Annotated in this window: 27 protein-coding genes, 1 tRNA gene and 1 other annotated feature; all 28 genes read left to right on the top strand. The window is 36.2% G+C overall.

The window, feature by feature from the left end:
• Positions 1 to 30: 30 nt before the first annotated feature.
• The 28 genes from HNQ80_RS04610 (at position 31) to hisS (ending at position 26,348) form a co-directional block, all read left to right on the top strand.
• Positions 31 to 720 (top strand): response regulator, encoded by a 690-nt coding sequence (locus HNQ80_RS04610; protein WP_184308624.1) that lies wholly within the window; start codon positions 31 to 33, stop codon positions 718 to 720.
• Positions 721 to 766: 46 nt separating this feature from the next.
• Entirely contained in the window at positions 767 to 2,134 is a 1,368-nt protein-coding gene (locus HNQ80_RS04605; RefSeq protein ID WP_243182982.1) for a sensor histidine kinase, read from the top strand.
• Between the two features lie 21 nt (positions 2,135 to 2,155).
• A complete protein-coding gene (locus tag HNQ80_RS04600) occupies positions 2,156 to 3,025 on the top strand; it encodes a GerMN domain-containing protein (protein ID WP_184308622.1) in 870 nt (289 codons plus the stop codon).
• A 15-nt stretch (positions 3,026 to 3,040) separates the two neighbouring features.
• A complete protein-coding gene (locus HNQ80_RS04595; protein WP_184308620.1) occupies positions 3,041 to 3,937 on the top strand; it encodes a GerMN domain-containing protein in 897 nt (298 codons plus the stop codon).
• 71 nt (positions 3,938 to 4,008) lie between these two features.
• A tRNA-Sec gene (locus tag HNQ80_RS04590) sits at positions 4,009 to 4,105 on the top strand.
• A gap of 458 nt (positions 4,106 to 4,563) precedes the next feature.
• The gene (locus HNQ80_RS04585) at positions 4,564 to 5,241 is read left to right on the top strand and encodes a BofC C-terminal domain-containing protein (RefSeq protein ID WP_184308618.1); all 678 of its coding nucleotides are present in this window, start codon (positions 4,564 to 4,566) and stop codon (positions 5,239 to 5,241) included.
• A 103-nt stretch (positions 5,242 to 5,344) separates the two neighbouring features.
• A complete protein-coding gene (gene ruvC, locus HNQ80_RS04580; RefSeq protein WP_184308617.1) occupies positions 5,345 to 5,839 on the top strand; it encodes a crossover junction endodeoxyribonuclease RuvC in 495 nt (164 codons plus the stop codon).
• A gap of 15 nt (positions 5,840 to 5,854) precedes the next feature.
• The gene (gene ruvA / locus HNQ80_RS04575) at positions 5,855 to 6,451 is read left to right on the top strand and encodes a Holliday junction branch migration protein RuvA (protein ID WP_184308615.1); all 597 of its coding nucleotides are present in this window, start codon (positions 5,855 to 5,857) and stop codon (positions 6,449 to 6,451) included.
• Between the two features lie 31 nt (positions 6,452 to 6,482).
• Positions 6,483 to 7,493, top strand: coding sequence for a Holliday junction branch migration DNA helicase RuvB (gene ruvB, locus HNQ80_RS04570; RefSeq protein WP_184308839.1), 1,011 nt, complete (start codon positions 6,483 to 6,485; stop codon positions 7,491 to 7,493).
• 4 nt (positions 7,494 to 7,497) lie between these two features.
• Positions 7,498 to 7,710 carry a DUF2905 domain-containing protein gene (locus tag HNQ80_RS04565; RefSeq protein WP_184308613.1) on the top strand — a complete coding sequence of 71 codons (213 nt, stop codon included), beginning with the start codon at positions 7,498 to 7,500 and terminating at the stop codon, positions 7,708 to 7,710.
• Positions 7,711 to 7,872: 162 nt separating this feature from the next.
• Positions 7,873 to 9,525, top strand: a complete 1,653-nt coding sequence (locus HNQ80_RS04560; protein ID WP_184308611.1) for a SpoIID/LytB domain-containing protein — start codon at positions 7,873 to 7,875, stop codon at positions 9,523 to 9,525.
• Positions 9,526 to 9,537: 12 nt separating this feature from the next.
• The gene (gene queA, locus HNQ80_RS04555) at positions 9,538 to 10,563 is read left to right on the top strand and encodes a tRNA preQ1(34) S-adenosylmethionine ribosyltransferase-isomerase QueA (RefSeq protein WP_184308610.1); all 1,026 of its coding nucleotides are present in this window, start codon (positions 9,538 to 9,540) and stop codon (positions 10,561 to 10,563) included.
• Positions 10,564 to 10,596: 33 nt separating this feature from the next.
• Positions 10,597 to 11,715 (top strand): tRNA guanosine(34) transglycosylase Tgt, encoded by a 1,119-nt coding sequence (gene tgt, locus HNQ80_RS04550; RefSeq protein ID WP_184308608.1) that lies wholly within the window; start codon positions 10,597 to 10,599, stop codon positions 11,713 to 11,715.
• Between the two features lie 70 nt (positions 11,716 to 11,785).
• Complete coding sequence (gene yajC / locus HNQ80_RS04545; RefSeq protein ID WP_184308606.1) at positions 11,786 to 12,067, top strand: preprotein translocase subunit YajC; 282 nt, start codon at positions 11,786 to 11,788, stop codon at positions 12,065 to 12,067.
• A 121-nt stretch (positions 12,068 to 12,188) separates the two neighbouring features.
• Positions 12,189 to 12,584, top strand: coding sequence for a TIGR04086 family membrane protein (locus tag HNQ80_RS04540; protein ID WP_184308604.1), 396 nt, complete (start codon positions 12,189 to 12,191; stop codon positions 12,582 to 12,584).
• Between the two features lie 67 nt (positions 12,585 to 12,651).
• Complete coding sequence (scfA, locus tag HNQ80_RS04535; protein ID WP_184308602.1) at positions 12,652 to 12,792, top strand: six-cysteine ranthipeptide SCIFF; 141 nt, start codon at positions 12,652 to 12,654, stop codon at positions 12,790 to 12,792.
• A 181-nt stretch (positions 12,793 to 12,973) separates the two neighbouring features.
• On the top strand, positions 12,974 to 14,338 hold the full coding sequence (scfB, locus tag HNQ80_RS04530) for a thioether cross-link-forming SCIFF peptide maturase (protein ID WP_184308600.1): 1,365 nt from the start codon (positions 12,974 to 12,976) through the stop codon (positions 14,336 to 14,338).
• Entirely contained in the window at positions 14,335 to 14,841 is a 507-nt protein-coding gene (locus HNQ80_RS04525) for a gamma carbonic anhydrase family protein (RefSeq protein WP_184308598.1), read from the top strand. The genes scfB and HNQ80_RS04525 overlap by 4 nt, the downstream gene beginning before the upstream one ends.
• A 78-nt stretch (positions 14,842 to 14,919) precedes the next feature.
• Positions 14,920 to 16,179, top strand: coding sequence for a protein translocase subunit SecD (gene secD, locus HNQ80_RS25815; RefSeq protein WP_184308597.1), 1,260 nt, complete (start codon positions 14,920 to 14,922; stop codon positions 16,177 to 16,179).
• Positions 16,180 to 16,195: 16 nt separating this feature from the next.
• Positions 16,196 to 17,077, top strand: coding sequence for a protein translocase subunit SecF (gene secF / locus HNQ80_RS25810; protein WP_184308595.1), 882 nt, complete (start codon positions 16,196 to 16,198; stop codon positions 17,075 to 17,077).
• 91 nt (positions 17,078 to 17,168) lie between these two features.
• Positions 17,169 to 18,857 (top strand): ABC1 kinase family protein, encoded by a 1,689-nt coding sequence (locus tag HNQ80_RS04510; protein WP_184308593.1) that lies wholly within the window; start codon positions 17,169 to 17,171, stop codon positions 18,855 to 18,857.
• A 209-nt stretch (positions 18,858 to 19,066) separates the two neighbouring features.
• A complete protein-coding gene (locus tag HNQ80_RS04505; RefSeq protein WP_184308591.1) occupies positions 19,067 to 19,579 on the top strand; it encodes an adenine phosphoribosyltransferase in 513 nt (170 codons plus the stop codon).
• A gap of 146 nt (positions 19,580 to 19,725) precedes the next feature.
• Entirely contained in the window at positions 19,726 to 21,894 is a 2,169-nt protein-coding gene (locus HNQ80_RS04500; protein ID WP_184308589.1) for a RelA/SpoT family protein, read from the top strand.
• Positions 21,895 to 21,923: 29 nt separating this feature from the next.
• Positions 21,924 to 22,373: a D-aminoacyl-tRNA deacylase gene (dtd, locus tag HNQ80_RS04495; RefSeq protein WP_184308587.1), complete on the top strand. Its 450-nt coding sequence runs from the start codon at positions 21,924 to 21,926 to the stop codon at positions 22,371 to 22,373.
• Positions 22,374 to 22,384: 11 nt separating this feature from the next.
• Positions 22,385 to 23,008 (top strand): MBL fold metallo-hydrolase, encoded by a 624-nt coding sequence (locus HNQ80_RS04490; protein ID WP_184308585.1) that lies wholly within the window; start codon positions 22,385 to 22,387, stop codon positions 23,006 to 23,008.
• A gap of 68 nt (positions 23,009 to 23,076) precedes the next feature.
• Positions 23,077 to 23,259 carry a hypothetical protein gene (locus HNQ80_RS04485; RefSeq protein ID WP_184308583.1) on the top strand — a complete coding sequence of 61 codons (183 nt, stop codon included), beginning with the start codon at positions 23,077 to 23,079 and terminating at the stop codon, positions 23,257 to 23,259.
• Positions 23,260 to 23,274: 15 nt separating this feature from the next.
• Positions 23,275 to 24,777, top strand: coding sequence for a coproporphyrinogen dehydrogenase HemZ (gene hemZ / locus HNQ80_RS04480; RefSeq protein ID WP_243182980.1), 1,503 nt, complete (start codon positions 23,275 to 23,277; stop codon positions 24,775 to 24,777).
• A 35-nt stretch (positions 24,778 to 24,812) separates the two neighbouring features.
• Positions 24,813 to 25,023 (top strand) — a binding site (T-box leader).
• 53 nt (positions 25,024 to 25,076) lie between these two features.
• The gene (gene hisS / locus HNQ80_RS04475; RefSeq protein WP_184308579.1) at positions 25,077 to 26,348 is read left to right on the top strand and encodes a histidine--tRNA ligase; all 1,272 of its coding nucleotides are present in this window, start codon (positions 25,077 to 25,079) and stop codon (positions 26,346 to 26,348) included.
• Positions 26,349 to 26,350: the final 2 nt, after the last annotated feature.

Here is a 26,350-nt window from a genome sequence, read left to right as displayed (position 1 = left end):
TTGACTGTAAATAATCGAAGAGGTGATTGTGTGGCATATAAATTGCTAGTTGTTGATGATGAACCTATATTGCTTAAGGGTTTAAAGTATAGCTTAGAGCAAGAGACCTATGAAATAGATACTGCGGAAGATGGAATGGAGGCCCTTGCAAAGGCACAGAGTAATTCCTATGATCTAATTATTCTCGACCTAATGCTTCCAAGCATTGATGGTTTAGAGGTTTGCAAACGGATAAGAGAGAAGTCAATGGTGCCAATCATTATTCTAACAGCCAAAGGCGAAGATACCAGTAAAATTTTGGGGCTTGAATATGGTGCGGACGATTATTTGACAAAACCCTTTAATATTCTAGAGTTGAAAGCTAGAATCAAAGCTATTTTTAGAAGAGTACATATCAATGATAATGTTTCACCTACCAATATTATTAGAATTAATGACTTTACGATTAACACCCTTGGCCGGAAAGTGAATTTGGCTGACATAGAAATCAATCTTACTGCAAAAGAATTTGACCTTTTACTTTTATTGGCCACAAATCCGGGCAAGGTATACAGTAGAGAAGAGTTACTTGAAATTATATGGGGTTATGAATATTTTGGTGATTTAAGAACGGTAGATGTACATGTAAGAAGGCTTAGGGAAAAGATTGAGAAGAATTCTAGCCAACCAGAGTTTATTCTTACAAAATGGGGAGTTGGTTATTATTTTAGGGTCAAATAAAAAGTTTATTAGTATTAGGTGGAAATTAGTTTCCACCTATTTACTATTGGGAGTTCTTACTTTATTATTAATCAATTCCTTTATAAGTGAAGCGATACGATTGAATTATATTAATCAAAAGAAAGTCCATTTATTTACCCAGGGTAATATTATCGCAGGCAGAGTGATTAGTGTAATCAATGAAGAAATTGTGGAGAATGTAGGTATAGAGGATCTGACAAAAGAAATAAGTAAAGATCTTAAAATTAGGGTTTTAATTATAAACAGCAAAGGTGTTGTTGTAAGTGATTCCTATGATGTTCTAAAAGGTTCTATCCTTAGGCATTATGAATTAGAAGAATCTTTAAAAGGTAAATCGGTTGCAAAACAACATAACCTAGAAAAGTATGGACGAACAATGTATGTTTCAGTTCCGATTATCTTAAATACCAAGGTAATTGGAGCTGTCTTTATATCAGCCTCATTAGAAGATATTTATAAAAATATTGGTGAAACGATGCGAAGTTTCTTATATTTATCTTTCATAAGCTTACTTATCACTGGGTTTATCAGCTTTATTTTTGCAAAACTCATTTCAACGCCCATCGAAGAGCTTACCAATAGTATTATAAAAGTTCACCAAGGGAATTTAGAAGAAAGGGTAGAGGTAAGGGGAAATGACGAATTAAGCAACCTAGGTAGTTCATTTAATTTAATGATTACAAGAATAGCCCAAGTTGAACAGCAAAGAAAAGATTTTGTAGCCAATGTATCCCATGAATTAAGAACACCTCTAAGTGCTGTTAAATTGTTGTCTGAATCCTTGTTACATCAAGATCATGTGAAAGTTGAAACTTATAGAGAATTTCTTACAGATATTGATTCGGAAGTAGATCGGTTGAACAAGATTATCGAAAACTTATTAGCTTTGGTAGACATCGATAAAGGGAAACTCATTTTAGATTATCAGATTACCTATATTAATTATCTAATCGAGAATCTCATACACTCTTTGAAACCATTGGCTGATAATAAAAACATTGAGTTGCTGTTTTATGAAAAAGAAAAAATCCATGCCAAGCTAGATCAGATAAAAATGCAGCAGGCCTTAACAAATATTATCCATAATGCAATAAAATATACACCCAATGGCGGGAAAATTGAAATATCTCTGTATATGGAATATGAAGATATTGTGATTAAAATAGAAGATAATGGAATTGGCATACCAGAAGAAAGTCTGCCCTATATTTTTGAGAGATTTTATCGGGTAGACAAGGCTCGGGCAAGAAGCACAGGAGGAACAGGATTAGGACTAGCGATTTCCCACCAGATTATTAGTCTGCATCAGGGTAGGATAGAAGTATCTAGTGAGATAAATAAGGGCACAATTTTCTATATCCGTTTACCTAAAGATGTGGGTGGGTTGAGTTAGTATGGATAGGAGGTGTTAACTTTGAAAACGTTATACCGATCATTGTTTTTTATATTCATACTTATGATCATAGGTTTTGGTGTTTATAATTATAGTAAGGATAATGAAATGGGCCAAAACCAACCCCCAATTCCACCGGTACCTGATCAGACTAAATATAGACTGAAACTATACTTTGGAAGTTCCAATAATAATCGTTTGGTCAGTGAAGAGAGAGTAATTATAAGTGATGAACTGCAAGAAGAAAAGCTTATCATTGAAGAATTGATCAAGGGCCCTAGAAATAGGACACTGAAAGCATCAATTCCTGAAGAAACGAAATTACTCTCCATAAAAACCATTGATAACATATGTTATGTAAATTTTTCAAAAAGCTTTCTTGATTCTTATCGGTGGGATCTAATGAATGAAGCGATTACAATTTGGTCCGTGGTTAATTCGCTTACTGAAATAGAACAAATACAGGCTGTTCAATTCTTAATCGAAGGCGATCGAGTAGGTGCTATCGAAAAGTATTACTCTTTAAAAGAGCCTTTTTATAGGAATGAGGAGCTATTCAAAAAAGAAGTGATTACGCCTTTTGATACGTTTAATGTTTTTTTAGATTATCTTAGAACAGGCAGCTATGATAATGCGTATAGAATGCTATCAAAAACAAGTACAGAAAAATTAGACTTTCTTAAGTTTAAGTTAAACATGGGCACTTATATAAGGGAATTGAGAGACTATGAAATAACAAAGTATCAAACGCAAAAGTATAGTAATAAAGTGATATTGCTTGTTACCTATGAGAAAAAATCAACGGCGATTGGAAACTTAGATAATGAGTTTATGGAAAGCTGGCAAATGATCTATGAAAATGGGGAATGGAAAATTGTTATGCCTATATAAGAAAGGTGGGATTTCATGAAAAGGATAATAATAATTGTTTTCTTAATTACTTTAGCAATTAGTGGATGTGCAGATAAACAAATGAGGGCAGAAGCTATAGATTTAAATGTATATTATGCTGATCGGAACAACGAGAAAATCGTTATAGAAAAAAGGACGATTAAAATTAATAGCAATGACAACAAATATATGATGGCAATGAAAGAATTGATCAAAGGCCCAAAAGATAAAAAGCTGAAGGTGAATATTCACCCAAAAACAAAAGTTCTTGGGGTGGAGAAATACAATGATGTAGCCATAGTAAATCTTTCAAAGGAATTTGTCGATGTCAATGGTGAAATACAGCAGATAGTTGCAATTATGACGGTAATAAATACTTTAACTCAGTTTAGTGAAATAAATAATGTAAAAATTATGATAGAAGGTGAAGAATATACTTCTCCATCAGGATTCATGGAGAATGTGTTTCATAGATTTTCAATGGATGATAACAAAACAATACAGAAAATTTCTCTTTATTTCGCTGGGACCAATGCAGACCAATTGGTAAAGGAGATGCGATCTGTAAAGCTTGCGCCCGATGAAATGATCGAAGAAAGAATTATAAAGGAATTGATCAAAGGACCAACAGAGAAAGGTATACATAAAACAATACCGGTAAACACCCGGTTGCAAGATATCACTATAGATAAGGAGCTTGCTATCGTAAACTTATCTGAAAGCTTCGTCAAAGATCATTGGGGTGGAAGCACTGGTGAGCTTATGACAATTTACTCTATCGTGAACTCACTAACAGAGTTACCCTATATTAAGAGAGTTAAATTTTTAATCAATGGTAAAGAGACAACAGTATTCAGTCATTATTCGTTTAACGAAGCCTTTGAAAGAGATGAAACATTAATTTCAAAATAATTGCAATATTAAATACCCCCTTGCAATAGGTAGTAATTTAATATATAATCGACTTCGTGACAACTTTATTTGGGAGTAGATGGGTGCTGGTGTGCCCTCTGGTCTTCAAAACCAGTTTGAGGGGTTAGTAGCTTCTTAGGTGGGTTCGATTCCCACGTACTCCCGCCAGTAATTTTTAAAGAGGTACAGACCTCTTTTTTTTATAGTCTAAGAAAGTACATTTTCTTAGACTATAAAAAAAAGGGGTGCAGGGGAAGTATTCCCATGTCGCAGTCAGAAGGGTGCTCAGGCTGCTTTGCAGCCGTCGAAGGAGAACTAGGTTTCTCTAGCGAAGCACATACAGTGTGCCTTTTTTATTTTTTTCTCAGAAGAATCCTATGGTATATGTAATAACACGTGAAATTAGACAAAAAAAAAGACCTATAGGTCTCAAAAAAAATTAGTGAAAAACATTATGTGTAAATTATATCAACAAGGGAAAATTATGTCAATAAAGAAATGATAAAATCGATTCATGTCGATAAATAGAACGAGCGGACATCGTGATAGAATATCATTAAAGGATAAATGTATAATTCCTCGAAGGATGGTAATAATAGTCACTTAGATAGACTAGGAGGGATTTTATGTTTAGAAGAAAGAAGCGCAGAGGAAAGTTTATTGCAATATGCTTTAGTCTGCTCTTATTAGGGTTTATCTATGGATACGTAACAAATGATACTGAAACCCCAATCAAACCTAACCCTAATAAAGGTGTGATTGCAGAAACTCCTAAGAACAACCCAGAAGAAAGCCAGAATCATAACAACAGCAAGGACCCCGTGGAAACCATGCCTAACCAAGAAGACGATTTGAATCTGAATTTGAATGTTGAAGAAACTGTAAATAACAATTTAGTCACAGAAGAGACTAAACTCATATTTAAAACATACTATGAAAAATCAAGGGATACGTTAACCAAGGAAGAAAAAGTGCCTATAGTCTTGATTGGAGAACCGTTGAGGAGTTTACAAGATTATGTTTCTAGCCATTATATCGGATGGAGTATACGAGGTATCAGCGAGGATTTTATTGAACTATATCGCGTAAAGGAAACATTATCTCCCAATTATTATATCGTCAAAGAAAAAGATGGATTTATCGCTATATTTCAAATAGATGATTCTGGAAACAACATACTTATCGATCAAACAGAGATTCCAATCTTTGGGCTAGGAGATATTGATCAGCAAAAATTAAAAGATGGTATTCCTGTCAAGAATCTTGAAAGCGTACATCAGATACTAGAGGATTATAGCAGTTAGAGTGTATTCATAATGAATACACTCTGTTTTTTATGCAAAATAAGAAGGAATATAGACATAAGCATCGAATATATGTTTGTATAAATGATAAGGAGATGTTACAATGGTTATACTAGGCATAGATCCAGGAATTGCAATTATGGGATTTGGTGTTATCGAATATAAAGGAAATCAATTTAGGACAATAGACTATGGTGCAGTAGTTACTGACGCAAAGGAAAACATACCAATGCGATTAAAAAAAATTTACAAAGGCTTAGAGGATATTATTATTCAGTATAACCCTAGTGTAATGGCCATAGAAGAGTTGTTTTTTAATAAAAATGCAAAAACGGCTTTATTGGTAGGTCATGCTAGAGGTGTAGCGATCTTGGCAGCTGCTAACAACGATATTCCTACTTTTGAATACACTCCGTTACAGGTAAAACAGGGTGTTGTTGGTTATGGTAGAGCGGATAAAAAACAAATTCAAATGATGACTAAGACATTACTGAATTTGAAGTCAGTGCCTAAACCGGATGATGTTGCTGATGCATTGGCGGTAGCCATTTGTCATGCTCATTCTGGTGTTTTTGAAGGATTATTCAAAATGAAATAATTTGGGGGAGTGAATGTGTTTCAATATATCAAGGGGACAATAGATTCTTTTGGAGAAGATTATATCGTTATCGAAAACCATGACATCGGATATAAAATTTATACTTCTTTAGAGACCATCGGTGCTGTAAAGGGAAGACAAGGTAAGATTATAATATTTACGCAAATGGTTGTTCGTGAGGATGATATAAGCGTCTATGGATTTTCCACGAGGGAAGAATTAAAAATGTTTCAACTTTTGACCACGGTTACTGGTGTAGGTGCGAAGGTGGCGTTAGGTATACTATCGTCCATCTCAATCGGAAACTTGGCAGGGATGATTATTTCTGAAGATATAACTGGGTTAACGAAAGCTCAGGGTGTAGGGAAAAAAACAGCTCAAAGAATCGTACTTGAGCTAAAGGATAAAATTGATCATAAGCTTGCAATTCTCGAACCATCCTTGATTCCATTAAAACCGACATTTACTGATGCAAATGATGAAGTGGTTAACGCATTGATGGCGCTTGGGTATAATAGAGGAGAAGCCCTAGCAGCAGTTCATGAAGTTGAATATGGAAGCAATGGGGTAGAGGACATGATTAGAAGGGCACTAAAGGTATTAGCGAAGTAGCTGAGAAAGAGGGATAACATTGTTTAATCATCTGGAAGATAATAGAATCATTACGAGTTCCATAAAACAAGAGGATTTTGAAATTGAGAATACCCTCAGACCAAGGAACTTGAGCGAGTATATCGGGCAGGACAAGATAAAGGAAAAACTGCAAATTTTTATTAATGCGGCGAAGTTAAGGAATGAATCTTTAGATCATGTGCTTTTATATGGCCCTCCTGGGCTTGGAAAAACAACGCTATCTAATATTATAGCTAATGAAATGGGTGTAAATATCCGGATTACTTCTGGCCCGGCCATAGAAAGACCTGGAGACCTAGCTGCCATATTGACAAACCTTGGAGAAAATGATGTGCTTTTTATTGATGAAATTCATAGACTAAATAGAACGGTCGAGGAGATACTTTATCCTGCAATGGAGGATTATGCGCTTGACATCATTATCGGCAAAGGACCAAGTGCAAGATCCATCAGACTAGATCTATCTAAATTTACCCTTATTGGAGCAACGACTCGTGCTGGGTTGTTAACATCACCGCTACGAGATCGTTTCGGAGTAATCTGTAGATTAGAACTATATGAGAATGGGGATTTATTTAAAATAGTATATAGATCTGCTGCCATTCTTGGCATAGAGATTGAAGAAAAAGCAGCTTATGAAATAGGAAAAAGAGCTAGAGGTACACCACGAATAGCAAATAGACTATTGAAAAGAGTAAGGGATTACGCTCAGGTAAAGGGAAATGGCAGAATAACTTTTGAATTGGCTACAAAAGCCTTGGATATGCTGGAAGTGGATCACTTAGGCTTAGATATGGTAGATCGCAATATACTGATTACTATTATTGAAAAATTCGGGGGCGGGCCAGTTGGATTAGATACCCTGGCCGCGTCAACTGGGGAGGAAAGAAATACGATCGAAGATGTATATGAACCTTTTCTTTTACAGTTAGGATTTTTGCAAAGAACACCAAAGGGAAGAATCGTAACAAAGTTAGCCTATGAACATATGGGGATAAAAGATGTAAATGGAGCGGAGTGAAAAAATGAATAATCCGGGGAGATTAATTATCATATTGGGAATAATTCTGATTGCTGTAGGCATTCTCGTGACAATCGGTTCGCGATTTGGGTTAGGTAAACTACCAGGAGATATTTATTTCAAGAAAGGGAATTTCACTTTTTATGCTCCGATGATGACAACTTTTATTCTAAGCATCTTACTGACATTGATTTTAAATTTGTTTTTAAGAAAATAACTGTCTAATGACAGTTTTTTCTTTTTAATAATACAAGAAAGGATGCTATCTTGTATTATTTATATATTTCAAAATTTTTACATTATAATGACTTAGAAGGATATTATTGGATTTTGTCGAAAAATAATGTTAGAACTTATCGAATGTGAAGGAGATGACAAAATGCGTAATATTTTAAAGCTAACAGCGGTGCTACTAATGATATCTATCATCCATATATCTATTCCAATGCAAGTCTATGGATACGATAAGGGAAAAGTGCCTGAATATGTTAAAATAGGGCTCCGATATGCAGAAAGTGCAACGCCGATGATATCTATCCTCGGAAAAGGTGGATTAGAATTAGGTAATGATATAGGCGGCGGATTTAATAGTATGTTTAGTTTTTTAGGGAATGATGAGATTATTGTTCGCAAAGACAGCTTTTTTATGGGATTCAATGGTTCCTTTATAGAATATCAGTATGACGAGCAACGAGATAGCAATAATTCAATGATTCAAGGACCTATTCATGTTCAAATAGGACCCCAATTCAGTACAAGGGAGGAAGCTCAAGCTTTTTTAAGCAATCTAGCTTACACAGGAAACAAACCATATTTGAGTTTTGAGGGTAGTTGGCAAGTATGGACCGGAATGTTTACATCACTTACCAGTGCCCAAAGCGCAATGGAAGCAATTAGATCGACTTTTCCGGAACTTGAACTAAAGGTTATACCACAGAATAACATGAGAATCCAGATTTTATCCAGTGCTGGAGACGTGTTATGCATGCTAAATTTAGGAGAGACTGAATACTATTTTAAGTCAACTACATCCACACCAATTAAGGTAGACGGTAAGAACTTTAGAGGAGATATTGGGATTAAGAGATATAACGACAGTGATTTAACAATCATCAATAGACTGCTATTGGAAGAATATCTTTATAGTGTTGTTCCGAAAGAAATGTCAGGTACCTGGCCTCTAGAAGCGCAAAAAGCTCAAGCTGTGGCAGCGAGAAATTATGCTATTCAGAATTTGGGCATCCACAAGCAATATGGTTTTGATTTGTGTGCAACAAGCCATTGTCAAGTCTATGGAGGTTTCGACAGTGAGCATGAAACAAGCCGTAAAGCAGTAGATGAAACAAGGGGTAAATTTCTAACCTATAAAGGAAATTTGGTAACGCCGTTTTACCACTCCAATAGCGGTGGACATACGGAAAATAGTGAAAATATCTGGTCTACTCCTATAGATTATTTAAAAGGCGTGAACGATCCTTTTTCAGTAGGAGCCCCTAATGATACCTGGACCTATGTAATGTCAAAAGATCAAATCCAGGATCTGCTCAACAGTAAACAACTTTCCGTTGGTGAATTGAATGGCGTTCAGGTTACAGCATACTCAGATTTTGGAAGAGTGTTAAAGCTTGAATTGAGTGGGAGCGCTGATAAGAAAATTCTTGAAAAAGAAAAGGTAAGGAGTATATTTGGATATAATAACATTAAGAGTACTTGGTTTACCGTGAGCACGGATGCATCAGCTATTGTTATCACTGGCAATGCTTCTGAACCACAGCAAATAAGCTCAAGTGATTTTTTTGTTGTTACAGCAGATGGAACAGAGCAAATGAATGGTGGTCTGAATCAGATGGTTGTTTTTAATGGAATAGATTTAAAGAACATTTCGTTTAATGCACAACAGTATGTTTTTACAGGAAAAGGCTGGGGACATGGCTTAGGTATGAGTCAGTGGGGTGCTAAGAAAATGGCAGAAGAAGGCTATACTTATGATCAGATACTAACATACTATTATACAGGGACACAGATCGAGTAAGGAGAATTGATAATGAGGACAAAGGATTTTTATTTTGATTTACCAGAAGAGTTAATTGCCCAAACGCCACTGAAAAATCGTGAAGAATCTAGACTAATGGTGGTAGATAAAAAGAATGGAGTCATAGAGCATCGGATATTTAAGGATATTTTTGATTATCTACAAGAGGGGGATTGCCTAGTATTGAATAATACGAAAGTGATTCCTGCTAGATTATTTGGCATCAAGGATCCATCAGGAGGAAAGGTGGAATTCCTTCTTTTGAAGAGAATTGAAGGGGATAAATGGGAAACTTTGGTTAAGCCTGGGAAAAAGGCGCGCATTGGCGATACAATCCTCTTTGGTGATGGCCTCCTAAAGGCTAAGATCATTGATTATGGAGATGAAGGTTCAAGAATTGTGGAATTCTATTATGATGGTGTTTTTGAGCAAATTTTAGACCAGTTGGGTTCAATGCCGTTGCCCCACTACATAAAAGAGCAGTTAGAAGATAAGGAAAGGTATCAAACGGTATATGCTAAACATGAAGGTTCAGCAGCAGCCCCTACGGCAGGCCTCCATTTTACTCAAGATTTGCTGCGCAAACTTCAAGAGAAAGGTGTAAATATTGCATACATTACATTACATGTTGGATTGGGCACTTTTAGACCAGTCAAGAGTGAAAATATTCATGAACATAAAATGCATGCAGAATACTTTGAGATTACCGAGGAAACCGCCTGCACTATCAATAAGGTGAAAGAAAATGGTGGTCGAGTGATTGCAGTAGGTACTACCTCCATAAGGACACTGGAAAGTATCGCCGATGAGCATGGAAAAGTTCGTCCTGCAGGGGCTTGGACAGATATTTTCATCTATCCAGGATATCAATTCAAAATAGTAGATGGTATTATCACAAACTTTCACCTCCCAGAATCAACCCTTATCATGTTGGTGAGTGCTTTTAGCAGCAGAGAAATAACATTACATGCCTATGAAGAAGCTGTAAAAAACAGATATCGTTTTTTTAGTTTCGGAGACGCTATGTTGATGATATAAAAACAAAGGAATACAATAGGAGGTTTAGCATAAATGGCAATTAAGTATGAACTGATTAAAGAATGTAAACAAAGTGGGGCACGGTTAGGACGTATACAGACACCTCATGGGATAATAGAGACACCCATCTTTATGCCCGTAGGAACCCAAGCCACAGTAAAGGCCATGACGCCTGAGGAGCTAAAGGATATTGATGCCCAGATTATACTGAGTAACACATATCATTTATATTTGAGACCGGGACATCGCCTTGTAGAAAAGGCTGGAGGATTACATAAGTTTATGAATTGGGACCGTCCTATTTTAACAGATAGCGGTGGTTTCCAGGTCTTCAGTCTGGGAGATTTAAGGAAAATTACTGAAGAAGGCGTGGAGTTTAGATCTCACTTGGACGGCTCAAAGCATTTTCTTAGCCCTGAAAAAGCTATAGAAATTGAAAATGCTCTTGGTGCTGATATTATCATGGCCTTTGATGAGTGTGCTCCCTATCCAGCAGAAAGGAGTTATGTTAAAAATTCATTGGAAAGAACTACAAGATGGGCGAAACGTTGCAAAGAAGCGCATAGTAAACCTGATCAACAAGCGCTATTTGGAATTATTCAAGGAGGTATGTATAAAGATCTACGAGAGCAAAGTGCAAAAGAGATTATTGATCTGGATTTCCCAGGCTATGCCGTAGGTGGATTGAGCGTAGGAGAACCAAAGGAATTGATGTATGAGGTGCTTGAGTATACAACACCGTTAATGCCAAAGGATAAACCTAGATATCTGATGGGGGTTGGGAGCCCAGACTGCTTAATTGAAGGAGCAATCAGAGGCATAGATATGTTTGACTGTGTACTACCTACAAGAATTGCTCGAAATGGTACTGCCATGACGTCACTAGGGAAAGTAGTGATAAAGAATGCAAAATACACGGAAGATTTTAGTCCGTTAGATCCAAATTGTAGCTGTAACACCTGCAAAAATTATTCTAAAGCCTATTTAAGGCATTTGTATAAAGCAGAGGAAATCCTATCTGCTCGATTGGTGACTTATCATAATTTACATTTTCTGATAGAACTGATGAAAAATGTTCGAGAAGCCATCCGCCAAGATCGCTTATTAGATTATCGCAAAGAGTTTTTTGAAAAATATGGCTACGAAATTTAAACAAGAAAAGGAGTTCTTATTTCTATGTTGAATATATATAACTATTACAGAAAAGGAGGGGTATATCGCAATGACCGGAACATATTCACCAATTATTATGACAGCGGTTTTCCTAGGAATATTCTATTTTCTAATCATTAGACCTCAGCAAAAGAGAGACAAGCAAGTGAAAGAAATGAGGAATAATTTAAAGGTTGGCGACCAGATAGTGACCATTGGTGGCATTTATGGTAAAATTACGAAAGTAAAGGATGATGTCCTGACAATCGAAGTTGGTGCGGATAAATTAAAGCTTCAAATTGCAAGGTGGGCTGTGGGAAATATTAATAAGAATGACGGAGCAGAAGAATAATTAGGATGCGAAAGCATCCTTTTTGCTTTCCATATGGATATTTACAAGGACTGGGTTATAGTAATATTTCAAGCATACTCGCATAAATATGATATAAGAATTCTTTTGTGAGGTGATTATTTTGCAGTCCAATAAGAAAGTAGACATAGGAAAGGACAATGTTATAGTAGTATACATGAAGGGGATACTTTCCGCATGTGTATTCTCTGTATTTGCATTTATCCTAATGGCACTCATGATCACATATACCAGCATTTCTGAAGGCATCATTCCCATCGTTACTTCAACTGTAATGGTTATTAGTGTGGCCATGAGTGGGATGTATACTGGCTTAAAATTGAGAAGAAAAGGATGGCTGAATGGAGCTGTGGCAGGATTACTTTATGCGATGCTCATTATGGTGATGGGTTGGGTATTTTTAGATGAGTTTGCAGTGGGAATGTTGTTACTGTATAAGGCATTGACCGGTATTGTTGCTGGGGGCGTTGGGGGAATGATCGGTGTAAATTTGAAATAAACTACTTTTACAGGAAAATGGTTTATGTTATAATTTAGTAGAAATTAACGTAGAGGAGGAGAAATAAATGAAGCATATCAAGACATTAACAAATGCAACGTTAAAAAATAGTGCTGCTAAGGGTGGATGCGGAGAATGTCAAACATCTTGCCAGTCAGCTTGCAAAACATCCTGTACAGTTGCAAATCAAGAATGTGAAAATAAATAATACATACCATAAAAGGACAGTAATGATCAAGTTGCTGTCCTTTTATCCTGTTTTGAAATTTTAAAATAAAAAATGAATTACATTAACAAAGGTCTGTTATCCTTGCTTTTTTTCTTGTCATGGAAAAAAACTTTATATACAATAGAATAGTGTTTTAGATTAATTTAAGGGAGGATCATGAATGATACATAAATTTCTACTAGACGATATAAGAATCGTTCTGGACGTAAACAGTGGCGCAGTTCATGTTGTCGATGAAATTGTATATAACTTACTAGATGAGTATAAATACAAAAACAAAGAAGAAATGGTGGAAAAATTTTTAGAAAGTTATGGCAAAGAAGCAATTCTGGAAGCGATGGATGAAATACAAACTCTTGAATCAGAAGGATTGCTTTTTACTGAGGATTCCTATGCCAACCACCCAGCCTTTATCAATCGAAAGCCAGTAGTAAAGGCACTATGCCTTCATGTTGCCCATGATTGTAATATAAGATGCAAGTATTGTTTTGCTTCTCAGGGGGATTTTAAAGGCGATCGAGGACTCATGTCTTTAGAGGTCGGTAAAAAGGCTTTGGATTTTCTCATAGAGCATTCTGGATCTAGAAGAAATCTTGAGGTAGATTTCTTCGGTGGCGAGCCTATGATGAATTTTGATACGGTAAAAGAGATCGTAAGTTATGGGCGGAGCAGAGAACTAGAAACAAATAAACGCTTTAGATTCACCCTAACAACAAATGGGGTGCTACTCAACGATGATGCTATGGAATACATCAATCAAAATATGGAAAATGTAGTCTTGAGTATAGACGGTAGAAAAGAAGTAAATGATAATATGAGATATACAATAAATGGTAACGGCACCTATGATATAATTGTTCCCAAACTTTTAAAGATGGCTGAGATGAGAAATGGCAAAAGCTACTATGTTCGGGGAACCTTTACTAGAGACAACCTGGACTTTTCTTCTGATGTGCTCCATCTAGCCGATTTAGGCTTTAAAAATACCTCAGTAGAACCAGTAGTTGCTGAAGAAGACAAACCCTATGCAATTAAAGAAGAGGATTTGGATGTTGTCTTTCATGAATATGAAACACTGGCTCGCGAATATATAAAGAGACATAAAGCAGGAAATGGATTTAATTTCTTTCACTTTATGATTGATTTATCACAAGGACCTTGTGTGATTAAAAGATTATCTGGCTGTGGTGCAGGTTCCGAATATGTGGCTATTACACCAGAGGGAGATATTTATCCATGCCATCAATTTGTAGGAAATGACGCTTTTCGTATTGGAAATGTAGTGAAAGAAGAATTCAAAAACAATCTGCAGACTTCCTTTGGTAATGCCCATGTATATAATAAAGAAAAATGTAATCGTTGTTGGGCCAAATTTTACTGTAGTGGAGGATGTCACGCCAATGCCTATAATTTTCATAAAGACATCAATATTCCCTATGATATTGGCTGTGAAATGGAGAAAAAAAGAATTGAATGCTCATTATTTATACAAGCAAAGTTGCTAGAGGAGGTTGAAAAACAATGATTCGTGAATACCAAGGATTTAAGCCTGAAATCCACGAAAGCTGCTATATATCAGAAAGCGCGGATGTTATCGGCCGTGTTAAAATGAAGAAGAATGCAAATGTTTGGTACGGTACAGTAATCCGTGGGGATGGCAATACGATCGAAATCGGTGAAAATACCAATATTCAAGATAATTGCACAGTGCATATTAATAAAGATATGCCTACAAAAATAGGAGATTATGTTACAGTGGGACATGGAGTGATTGTCCATGCATGTACAATCGGTGACTATGTTCTTGTGGGTATGGGAGCTATTGTATTAGATGGAGCTGTGGTTGGAAATAACGTAATCATAGGGGCAGGCTCTTTAATTCCTCCAGGAAAAATTATTCCTGATAACTCCTTGGTAATGGGATCGCCTGCCAAAGTTATAAGGGAGATTACTGAGGAAGATAAAGAACATTTGAAAGCTTCGGCAGAAAACTATGTTATACTGGCCAAGTCCCATGACGTAAAATAAAATTTGTATGAGATTGACGCAAGATAGGACAAGGTATATAATTGTTCTTATGAATGTCATAAGGAAGGTGAATAGAGGATGAATATTAAAAATGTAGTTGCTTTGTTATTAATTCTGGCCATTATAGCCGCCTCTGCCATCATTGGTATCTATGGATTTGAGGCTGGAAATTTTAAGATAGGCTCAATACAAGACACGATGAAGCTTGGTCTAGATTTAAAAGGTGGTGTATTTGTTGTACTAGAAGCGGAAACAAATGCATCAGGCGATGAATTAGATAAAATCATGAGTCAAACAAAAGAGGTCATCGAGAGAAGGGTAAATAGTTTGGGATTAACAGAACCCAATATTGTCCGTGAAGGTGAGAAAAGAATTAGAATCGAATTACCTGGAGCAAAGAATGCTACCGAAGCGATTGAAGTTATTGGAAAAACAGCTCAATTGCAATTTATCAAACCAACTGGTGAAGTGGTGTTAACTGGCGAGCAAGTTAAAAATGCAGAAGTAGTATTTGAACAAAAGCGGAGTAATATTCCATCGGTTTCCCTAGAGTTTAACAGTGAGGGAGCAAAGGCTTTTCAAGAAGCCACAAAGGAATTGGCAGCGGAAACAAATGCTCAAGATAAAATTATCGCCATTGTTTTAGACAACGTGCCAATCTCTACACCAGTAGTTCAAAATGAAATTCCAAATGGTAGAGCTGTGATCACAGGAAACTTTACTCTAGATGAAGCATCACAGTTAGCAGCGTTAATTCGGGGTGGTGCGCTGCCAGTTAACTTGGCAGAAGTACAAACTTCTGCGATCGGGCCAACCTTAGGAATTGATTCCTTAAATAAGAGTGTTTCTGCAGGCGCTATAGGGATTTTATTGGTGTTCATCTTTATGATTGCTTATTATAGATTGCCTGGATTTATTGCTGCTCTTGCACTGATCCTATATACTACTATTGTTTTATGGGTAATGGTTGCATTTAATGCTACCTTGACGTTGCCAGGTATAGCGGGATTGATCTTGACAATCGGTATGGCCGTTGACGCCAACGTCATTATTTTTGAAAGAATCAAGGAAGAAATTAGGAATGGAAAGTCTCTAAGAGCTTCTGTTGACTCTGGTTTTTCAAGAGCGCTGACAACCATTTTAGATTCAAACATTACCACAGTTATCGCAGCCATTGTATTATTTCAGTTTGGATCTGGCCCTATTAAAGGATTTGCAGTCACTCTAATGATTGGTATCTTTGCCAGTATGTTTACGGCTGTTGTTGTTACAAAGCTACTTCTAAAGATATTTATTAGCTTTAGTGCCTTTAAAAATACGAAATTATACGGGGCATAGGAAGGGGTTGATATGTATGAAAATTGTAGAAAAAACAAAGATATGGTTTAGTCTTTCTATCGCCGTAATTGTCATCGGCCTGCTTGTGGGATTTATTAATGGTTTTAATATGGGAATAGACTTCACAGGTGGTACCATGATGCAGATCAATATAGGGAAAACCATAAGTGTCGAGGAAGCAAAAAATATCACATCTCAATTTGCCCTTGATGCAGACATTCTCCATGCTGGAGACGAAAAACAAGAAATTATTATTAAGACAAAAAAAGACCTCGATAATAAACAAAGAGAAGAAATTTTCAATGCTTTTAAAGAAAAGTATGATCTAAAAGATGAGGATTACAGACAAGCTGAACAGTTTGGACCTTCTATAGGTAAAGAAATTGCTCAGAGAGCATTGCTTTCTATACTGATTGCTTCTGTTGGGATGCTTGCCTATATTACCTTTAGATTTGAATTTAAGTTTGGTGTAGCCGGAATTATTGCACTGATTCATGATGTTCTAGTCGTTATTGCCATTTATGGATTATTCCAAATACCAATGAATAGCTCTCTTGTAGCTGCCATATTAACGGTGGTGGGTTATTCTATTAATGATACAATTGTTGTTTTTGATAGGATACGTGAAAATGTTAAATTTATGAAGAAATCCAATTATGCAGAAGTGGCTAATGATAGTATTAATCAAACCTTGGCTAGATCTATCAATACGTCACTAACTACTCTGATTACAATTGTGACATTGTATGTATTGGGTGTTGAATCCATCAAACAATTCGCTTTACCCCTCATCGCAGGTATTGCTACAGGTGCCTATTCTTCCATCTTCATAGCCAGCCCGATTTGGGTTATGTGGAAAAACTGGGAAAAAAATAAAGGAAAATATAAGCCTGCCTAAAAGAAATTTGAACTTACTTATAATGTAGTAAAGATAAAGGTAATAATATCCTTAGGATATTATTACCTTTTACATTTAGTAGGTGAATGAGATGACCCTAAGAAAAATAGGCAATGGATACAAAAACATAAGACGATATAAGGAAATAGGTGAAATTCTTATTAAATATGGTTTCGACTACATAGCGATTAAGCTCTTTCCTAAAGGTCCAATCCAAAGCTGGATACAGAAGAAATCGAACATGGAATCGTTTTTGCCAGTTGAAAAGAGAATCAGAATGGCTTTAGAAGAGTTGGGTCCTACATTCATTAAGTTAGGGCAGATTTTAAGCACCAGACCTGACCTGTTATCAGAAGAAATGATAAATGAATTATCAATGCTTCAGGATTGTGCACCTGCCTTTCCGATACATACAGTAGAGAAAATATTCTTAGAAGAGACAGGTGTTAAAATTCAAAATGCCTTTTTAGAGTTTCAAGAAAACCCTGTGGCAGCAGCATCCATAGGACAAGTTCATCAAGCCCGTCTACGAAATGGAACAAAAGTAGTTGTAAAAATACAACGACCAAATATAAAACAGATTATTCAAAGAGATATGAGTATTTTATGTCATCTAGCCACTTTATTTGATGAGTACTTTAAAGATGAGATGCCAGTACATGCAAAAGAAATTGTGGAAGAATACTCTCACTCTATTATAAGAGAGTTGGATTATAGCCTTGAAGCAAGAAATACAGAAAGATTTCGAGAAAACTTTAAGAATCAGACAGAAGTTTGTGTTCCCCTCATATTTTGGGAATATACCACAAAAAGAATCCTCGTTTTAGAGGAGATAGAAGGAATTAAAGCCATTGATGTTATACAAATTAGACAAAGAGGATGGGATACAGCGAAAATTGGAGATATCATCGCAAGGTCATTTATGAAACAGGTATTCCTATACGGATTGTTTCACGGTGATCCCCATCCAGGAAATATCTTTGTATTGGCTCACAATAAAGTAGCATTTATCGACATGGGAATAACAAGCTATCTTGATAAGAAAACCATGGCATTTATCACCAATTTGTTTATTGCTGGAGCAAAAAAAAATGTAGATAAAATCATCAATTTGTTGATCGAAATCGAGGCAGTCTCTCAAGAGACAGAAATGAGAAGATTAAAGGAAGATATTTCTTTTGTATTAAACTATTACTACAATACCCCTTTAAAGAACTTAAAAATGAGTGAAGCTGTTTCAGAACTCATGCGCATCGCCTATGATAACAGAATTAAGCTGCCCTCACAATTCACAATCCTGGGTAAAGCCATCATAACTTTAGAAGGCTGCGTAAAACGACTGAATCCTGACTTTTCACTATCAGATGTGACGTCTCAGTTCATGAAGGAAATTACTACCCACAAATTAAATCCCAAAAGGCTCGCCAATGAATTGCTGGATTATTCTGAAGATGTGTTTTTTACATTAAAGGATTTACCCCTCTTATTGAAAAGTCTAATGAAAAGAATCGACAAAAATGAAATGCGATTCACCATAGAACAGCCCGCTATGCAAAGTATAAGCAGAGAACTAGATCGATTCGGTGTTAGAATTTCTGTTAGTATCATGATTTCATCTATACTTATAGCCTCCGCAATGGGGTTGAAGCATGGAGATTTAGAAAAAATGTCTTATATTGGGAGGATTGCTGCCATAGGCTACATTATTTCAGGGCTTTTAGGGATTGTGTTCATCATTCTAATCATTTATAAAAATAGTAGAAGATCGAGAAGGAAATAACATAGATTTGCAGAATATGCTTTCATAACAATAAAATAGGATCTATGAAACAATTTTACTTCTGTATTCATACTATTGAATAGGAGTAAAATATATCATATAATAAGGAGTAAAGCTTTTCCAACAAAATAGAAAACCTGGAGATTTTGATCATACAATCGAAGTGTGAATCTCTATGAAATATTTCAGAAATCTGAGGAGGAATTATAATGGATTTAAAAGAAAAAATTAGAGTTATACCTGACTTTCCAGAAAAAGGAATACGCTTCAAAGATATAACAACCTTGTTAAAAGACGGAGATGCGTTTAAATATACAATTGATCAATTTCAGAAAGAGTTACAGAATAAAGATTTTGATTTAGTTATTGGTCCTGAATCTAGAGGCTTTATTGTGGGTACACCTCTGGCTTATGCCATGAACAAAGGATTTATTCCTGTTAGAAAACCAGGTAAACTTCCTTCTGAAACGATTCGTTCTGAATATAAGTTGGAATATGGAAGTGATGTACTAGAAATACATAAAGATGCGATTAAACCTGGTCAAAAGGTTGTAATTGCTGATGATCTTTTGGCAACAGGCGGTACGATTCTGTCAACGATTAAACTTGTAGAGGATTTAGGCGGGGAGGTAGTGGGGATCGTATTTTTAATTGAATTAACCTATTTAAATGGAAGAGAACTACTAAAAAATTATGATGTTAGGTCATTGATTCAATATTAGAATAGTGGTTGGGTTGCCAACCACTATTCTATATATTTTGACATATTTGTGTATTGTATACTATTTTTTTCATACTATTTGTTATATAATATATTTAATATTTTTAAACGAGGGATACGACTATTCAGTAGGTATAGGGTGATATCATGTTAGAAAATCTATTGGCTCAAATACAGCAGTATAATCCCAATAGTGATTTAAGTTTAATTATAAAAGCATATAACTTCTCTGAAAATGCCCATGAGGGGCAGATTAGAAAATCTGGGGAGAAGTATTTCGTTCATCCTGTTCAAGTAGCTAAAATTTTAGCAGAATTAGAGATGGATGATTCAACTATTGTGGCAGGTCTTTTACACGATGTGATTGAAGATACCAAGTATGGCTTTGAACAGGTTAAAAAGGAGTTTGGAGAAGAGATAGCGCTGCTTGTAGAGGGTGTTACTAAGTTAGAGTCATTAACCTATGAAACAAAAGAGGAAAGACATGCAGAAAGTATAAGAAAGATGTTTTTAGCCATGGCTAAAGATATCAGGGTTATTATTATCAAGCTGGCTGATCGCTTGCATAATATGCGTACGCTAAAATTCATGAATGAAAACAAGAAGAAGGAAAAAGCCCTCGAAACCCTGGAAATCTACGCTCCAATTGCTCATAGACTAGGTATTTCTAAGATTAAATGGGAACTAGAAGATCTTGCGCTACTCCATATGGATCCGGAAGGCTATTATGAGCTTGTAGAAAAGGTAGCGAAAAAGAGACGTGAGCGAGAAGAGTATATTAATCAGGTGATTAAGCAGTTAAACGAATCATTGAAAAACGTACAGATAAAGTTTGAGATCAGTGGAAGACCTAAACATTTTTATAGCATTTATCGGAAAATGGTTTATCAGCATAAATCTTTTGAAGAAATATTTGATTTAATTGCAATTCGAATCATAGTAGACAATGTAAAAGATTGCTACGGGGCTTTAGGAATCGTCCATACCATGTGGAAACCAATTCCAGGTAGGTTTAAGGACTATATTGCCATGCCTAAACCCAACATGTATCAATCCCTTCATACCACAGTCATTGGTCCTCAAGGGGAACCCTTCGAAATTCAGATCAGAACTTGGGAAATGCATCGAATTGCTGAATATGGTATTGCAGCCCATTGGAAATACAAAGAAGGAAAAACAGATGAAGCAGATTTTGATGATAAACTAAGATGGCTTCGTCAGATGTTAGAGTGGCAAAGAGATTTGAAGGATCCTAAGGAATTCATGGAATCTCTGAAAGTAGATTTATTTACCAACGAAGTTTTTGTGTTTACCCCTAAGGGAGATGTTATTGATTTGCCAGCTGGATCAACACCTGTTGATTTTGCATACAAAATTCACTCAGCGGTAGGAAATAGTTGTATTGGAGCAAAAGTGGACGGAAGAATTGTTCCGCTAGATTATAAGCTTAAAAATGGAAATATTATAGAGATACTGACATCAGGACATAGTAATGGTCCAAGCCGTGACTGGCTAAAGTTTGTTAAGAGCACTCAGGCCAAAAATAGAATTCGTCAATGGTTCAAAAAAGAAAGAAAAGAAGAAAACATTGAAAAAGGCCGTGAAATGCTGGAAAAAGAAACGAGACGACATGGCTATGAAGTACATGGACTATTGAGACAACAATGGCTAAATACATTGGTCAAGAAATTTAGTCTAAATACGATCGACGATCTTTATGCTGCGGTGGGCTATGGCGGTATTTTGATCAATCAAATTATACCTAAACTCAAGGAAATGTATAAACAGAGTCAAAAAGAAGAAAAATCTCTAGAAGAACTACCTATTGCCCATAGCAAACAATATAAGCCGAAGCATGTAAAAAAAGACACCCAAGGTGTTACTGTCAAGGGAATAGACAACATACTTGTAAGATTCTCAAAGTGTTGTAATCCAGTGCCTGGGGACGATATTGTGGGTTTTATCACGCGGGGCAGAGGGGTGTCAGTCCATCGTAAGGATTGTCTAAATGTGACAAATGAAACAGATCATATCGATAGATTTATTGAGGTTGAGTGGGACGAAGAACGTCAAACCGCTTATCAGTCTGAAATTCAAATTATTGCGGCAGATAGAAAAGGTCTGCTGTCAGAGATTACGAATGTATTGTCTGAAACAAAACTGACAGTTACTGCAGTTAATGCACGAACCAATCGGGAAAAGATCGCTATTATCAATTTGACAGTAGAAATTACTAATGTAAATCAATTAGACAAACTCATCAATAAAATACGCACGATGCAAGGTGTTATGGACGTCTTTAGAGTTACATCATAAGTTTTTTAATGTTTTGGAGGCGATGATTTATGAGAGCAGTTGTTCAACGGGTGAGTGAAGGCAGTGTATCTGTTGATAACACGATTGTGGGAAAAATTGCGAAAGGTTTTTTGGTTCTATTAGGTGTAGAAGAACAGGACGATGAAAAAGACCTTGAATATATGGTAGACAAAATTACAAATCTAAGAATTTTTGAAGATGAAAACGAAAAAATGAACTTGTCGTTGAAAGATATAGGTGGTGAATTGTTAGTAGTATCCCAATTCACTTTACTTGGTGATTGTCGAAAAGGAAGGAGACCGAGTTTTTCTACTGCTGCAAGACCTGAAAGAGCCAATGAATTGTACATGATGTTTGTGAAGCGATGCAGAGAACAAGGGCTAAAAGTAGAAACTGGAGTCTTTCAAGCTCATATGGAGGTTCGTCTATGCAATGACGGACCAGTAACCATGCTGATAGACAGTAAAAAAACATTCTAGGAGGAATCTAAGTGATTATTGAAAGGATACCTGCAGGGATATACGCTGTTAATTGTTATATACTTATCTGTGAAGAAACAAAAAAAGCTGCTATCATTGATCCTGGCGGAGATGCGGATGAGATTATTGCTTATATAGAGAAAAATAATCTGTTACCAGAGATGATCATTTTAACGCATGGGCATGGAGATCATATTGGTGCTGTTCAAGAAATTAGAGAGAAAACGAGCATTCCTGTATGTATCCATAAGGATGATGCAGACATGTTAAAGGATCCTAGAAAGAATCTAACAAGCCTAATGGGCATGACAGAAGTGAAAGTGGAAGCAGATCGACTTTTAGCCGATGGTGATATTGTTGAGCTAGGTGCTCTAAAATTGCATATTATTCATACACCGGGACATACCCGAGGAAGTATTTGTATTCGTGTAAATGAGGTTATTTTTTCAGGTGATACACTATTTGCTCAATCTATCGGGAGGACTGATTTAGAAGGTGGTTCCTTTGAGCTGATTATTGATTCCATAAAGAGGAAGCTTATGGTATTTAATGATGAAACAAATGTATTACCTGGACATGGCGCTTCCACAGCCATTGGAATGGAAAGAAGGATGAACCCATTTATAAATCAATAGATCGATGCATATCCCCAAGTGAATGTGGCTAGAATATTAATAGATAGTTTCTTTGGGGAGGTATTCATATGACAAAGCGAATCGGTGATTATATCAGTAATAGAAATATGAACAGATTCAAAGATATTGATTTTCACGATTTCATTGATATGGTTGACTCAGGCCTTCAAGATGATGAAATTGCTAAGGAATTGGGCGTACAAAGAAATTATATCGAGAAATTGAAATATGAAATGAAAAAGGATTATTAAGCTAGGTGATTGATGATGAAGATTTATCTTGACGGACATGATTATACTTATGAAATAGCTGAACTGCTAAAACTATTTGTAGATGCCAGTGAAATTGAATTTGTTACGGAAAAAGCTTTGGAAAATGACCAAAGCTTTTTATTCGTGAGCAAATTATCTGAGAATAAAAATACTGTTATTGTGGAGAATAGCCTGTTTTACCAAAAGGAGAAAATATTGACGGATGTTACTTCCTATGAGGATAAAAGCCTCCATACACCAAATGGCCGTAAAAAGCTAAAAAGAATGATAAAAAAATCATTATTTGATGTGCTATGTGCCCACTTCAAAGAACGACCACCTTGGGGAATCTTAACGGGTATTCGACCAAGTAAAATTGTTCACGAAATGTTGGATCAAAGTTTTCCGATAGAGGAAATTAAGCTCCACTTGAAAAATGAATACGGTGTAAGTGAAGAAAAGGTGGACTTGGTAACAGAAATCTCTTTGGTAGAAAGACCTGTGATTGAAAACAATAAGGAGCAGGATGTTAGTATATATATAGGAATTCCTTTTTGTCCAACCCGATGTCTGTACTGTTCCTTCCCATCCAATACCGCTGACAAAAAGCATAGGGGATTATTCATTCAATACATGAATGCACTCCATTATGAAATTGAAAAGGTTGGTACGCTTTTAGAAGAGCTGGATAGAAAGGTCATATCCCTTTATATCGGTGGTGGCACACCCACAGTTCTTAGCGCTGGCGAACTTGATATATTGTTTTACAAAATCAAGGATCACATTAGATTGGAGGATTTGAGAGAAATAACAGTGGAGGCAGGCAGGCCAGATACGATTGATCAAGAAAAATTATTGATTTTAAAAAAACATGGTGTAGACAGAATTAGCATAAACCCCCAAACGATGAATGATGCTACCTTGGCACGTATTGGTAGATCTCATACTTCAGAAGATATCATTCGAACCTATCATATGGCAAAGGAGATCGGCTTTAGAACAATCAACATGGATCTTATTGTAGGTCTCCCTGATGAAACCCCAGCTATGATAGAGGATACAATGAATAGAATTATGAACCTTAATCCCGAAAATATTACAGTACATACTTTAGCCATTAAAAGAGCGTCAAAGTTAAAAGAAGACATTCAAAAATATAAGATGACCCAGGAAATACAGGCAAAACAGATGCTCAATATCACACAAAACTATGCACGGCGTATGGGGCTAACTCCATACTATATGTATCGACAAAAATATATGGTCGGTAATCTTGAAAATATTGGATATTGCAAGGCTGACCATGAATGCATCTATAATATACAAATCATGGAAGAAAGACAAACTATTATTGCCTTAGGGGCCGGGGCTATTTCTAAAGTCTATTATCCAATGGAAAACAGGCTTGAACGAGTACCTAATGTGACGAATGTGGAGCACTACATCAATCGTATTGAAGAGATGATCGAGAAAAAAAGAATAGAATTACTGAAATTTGGAAATAATCTTGACAGATAGTATATGCTAAATTATAATGATATAAATTGCATATGGAAAGAGTGATGATGAGGAAGAGTACATATGTATCTATTTCCAGCGAATTGAGAAATGGTGAGAGCTCAATAATGAGGATTGTATGGAAGACACCTATGAGCATGTGATCTGAAGCTCAGCGTAGGATTGCACGTAATTCGGCGTTAACGGGCTAAAGTGGTAGATTACAATAAGGGTGGCACCGCGGGATATAAACTTCTCGTCCCTATGCAAATAGAGGATTGGGGAGTTTTTTTATTTTATTACTTTACAGGAGGGATATTATGTTGACACAAGCTCCGAGGGGGACCAAGGATATTTTGCCTAGTGATGTATATAAGTGGCAATATGTAGAAGGTCTCTTTAGAGATGTCTGTGAAAAATTTGGCTATAAGGAAATCAGAACACCAGGTTTTGAACATACAGAATTATTCAAGAGAGGCGTTGGCGAAACTACAGATATCGTACAAAAAGAAATGTATTCATTTAAAGATAATGGCGGTAGAGAGATTACTCTAAAACCTGAAGGTACTGCACCAGTGGTACGTGCTTTTATTGAAAATAAGCTATATGCAGACACACAGCCAACAAAGTTATTTTACATAACCCCATGCTTTCGCTATGAGCGTCCTCAGGCTGGAAGATTGCGGGCATTTCATCAATTTGGGGTAGAGGTATTTGGCACAGACAATCCTTCTGTTGATGCGGAAGTTATTGCTATAGCGATGATGTTTTTCAATAAATTACAGATTCAAAATCTTGAATTAAGGATCAATAGTATAGGTTGTCCTGATTGCAGAGCAAGATACAATGATCTGCTAAAGGAATATCTTCGAAGTAAGCTAGATCACCTATGTAAGACCTGTCAGGATCGTTTTGACAGAAATCCTATGCGCATTATAGATTGCAAGGTTGAAAGTTGTAAAGAACAGCTTCAGGATGTTCCTCTCATGCTTGATCATATATGTGATGAATGTCAACAGCATTTTGAAAGCTTGAAAGAAAATCTTCAGCTTATGGGAATCCCCTATAAGGTAGATCCAACTATCGTAAGAGGATTGGATTACTACAGAAAGACCGCTTTCGAGATTGTATCCCATGAAATTGGCTCTCAAAGTACTGTGTGTGGTGGTGGTAGATACGATGGACTGGTTGAATCTTTAGGTGGTCCATCCGTACCAGGAGTAGGTTTTGGAATGGGCATTGAAAGACTATTGCTAACTTTAGAGAACAACCATATTGAAATCCCTCAAGCACCAGGTGTGGACATTTTCATTGCTACATTAGGCGATAAAGCTGTAAAAGAAGCCACGCGATTGTTACATCAGCTTAGAATGGCAGGAATTTCTGCTGACAAAGATCATATGAACCGAAGTCTCAAGGCACAATTCAAATATGCAGACAAATTAAATGCTTCTTATACCATTGTCATTGGTGACAATGAGTTAGAAAATGACGCGGTTTCATTAAAAAATATGAAAACCAGTGCCCAATCAGAAGTCAAGCTCAGTAACATCATTGATGAATTAAGAGCAAAACTATTAAAGGAGGAATAAGC

Origin of the sequence: Anaerosolibacter carboniphilus, from assembly GCF_014205875.1 — a bacterium.
In the GTDB taxonomy this organism is placed as follows: domain Bacteria; phylum Bacillota; class Clostridia; order Peptostreptococcales; family Thermotaleaceae; genus Anaerosolibacter; species Anaerosolibacter carboniphilus.
The sequence above is the reverse complement of the archived record's forward strand: the minus strand, read 5'-3'. Positions and strand labels throughout refer to the sequence as shown.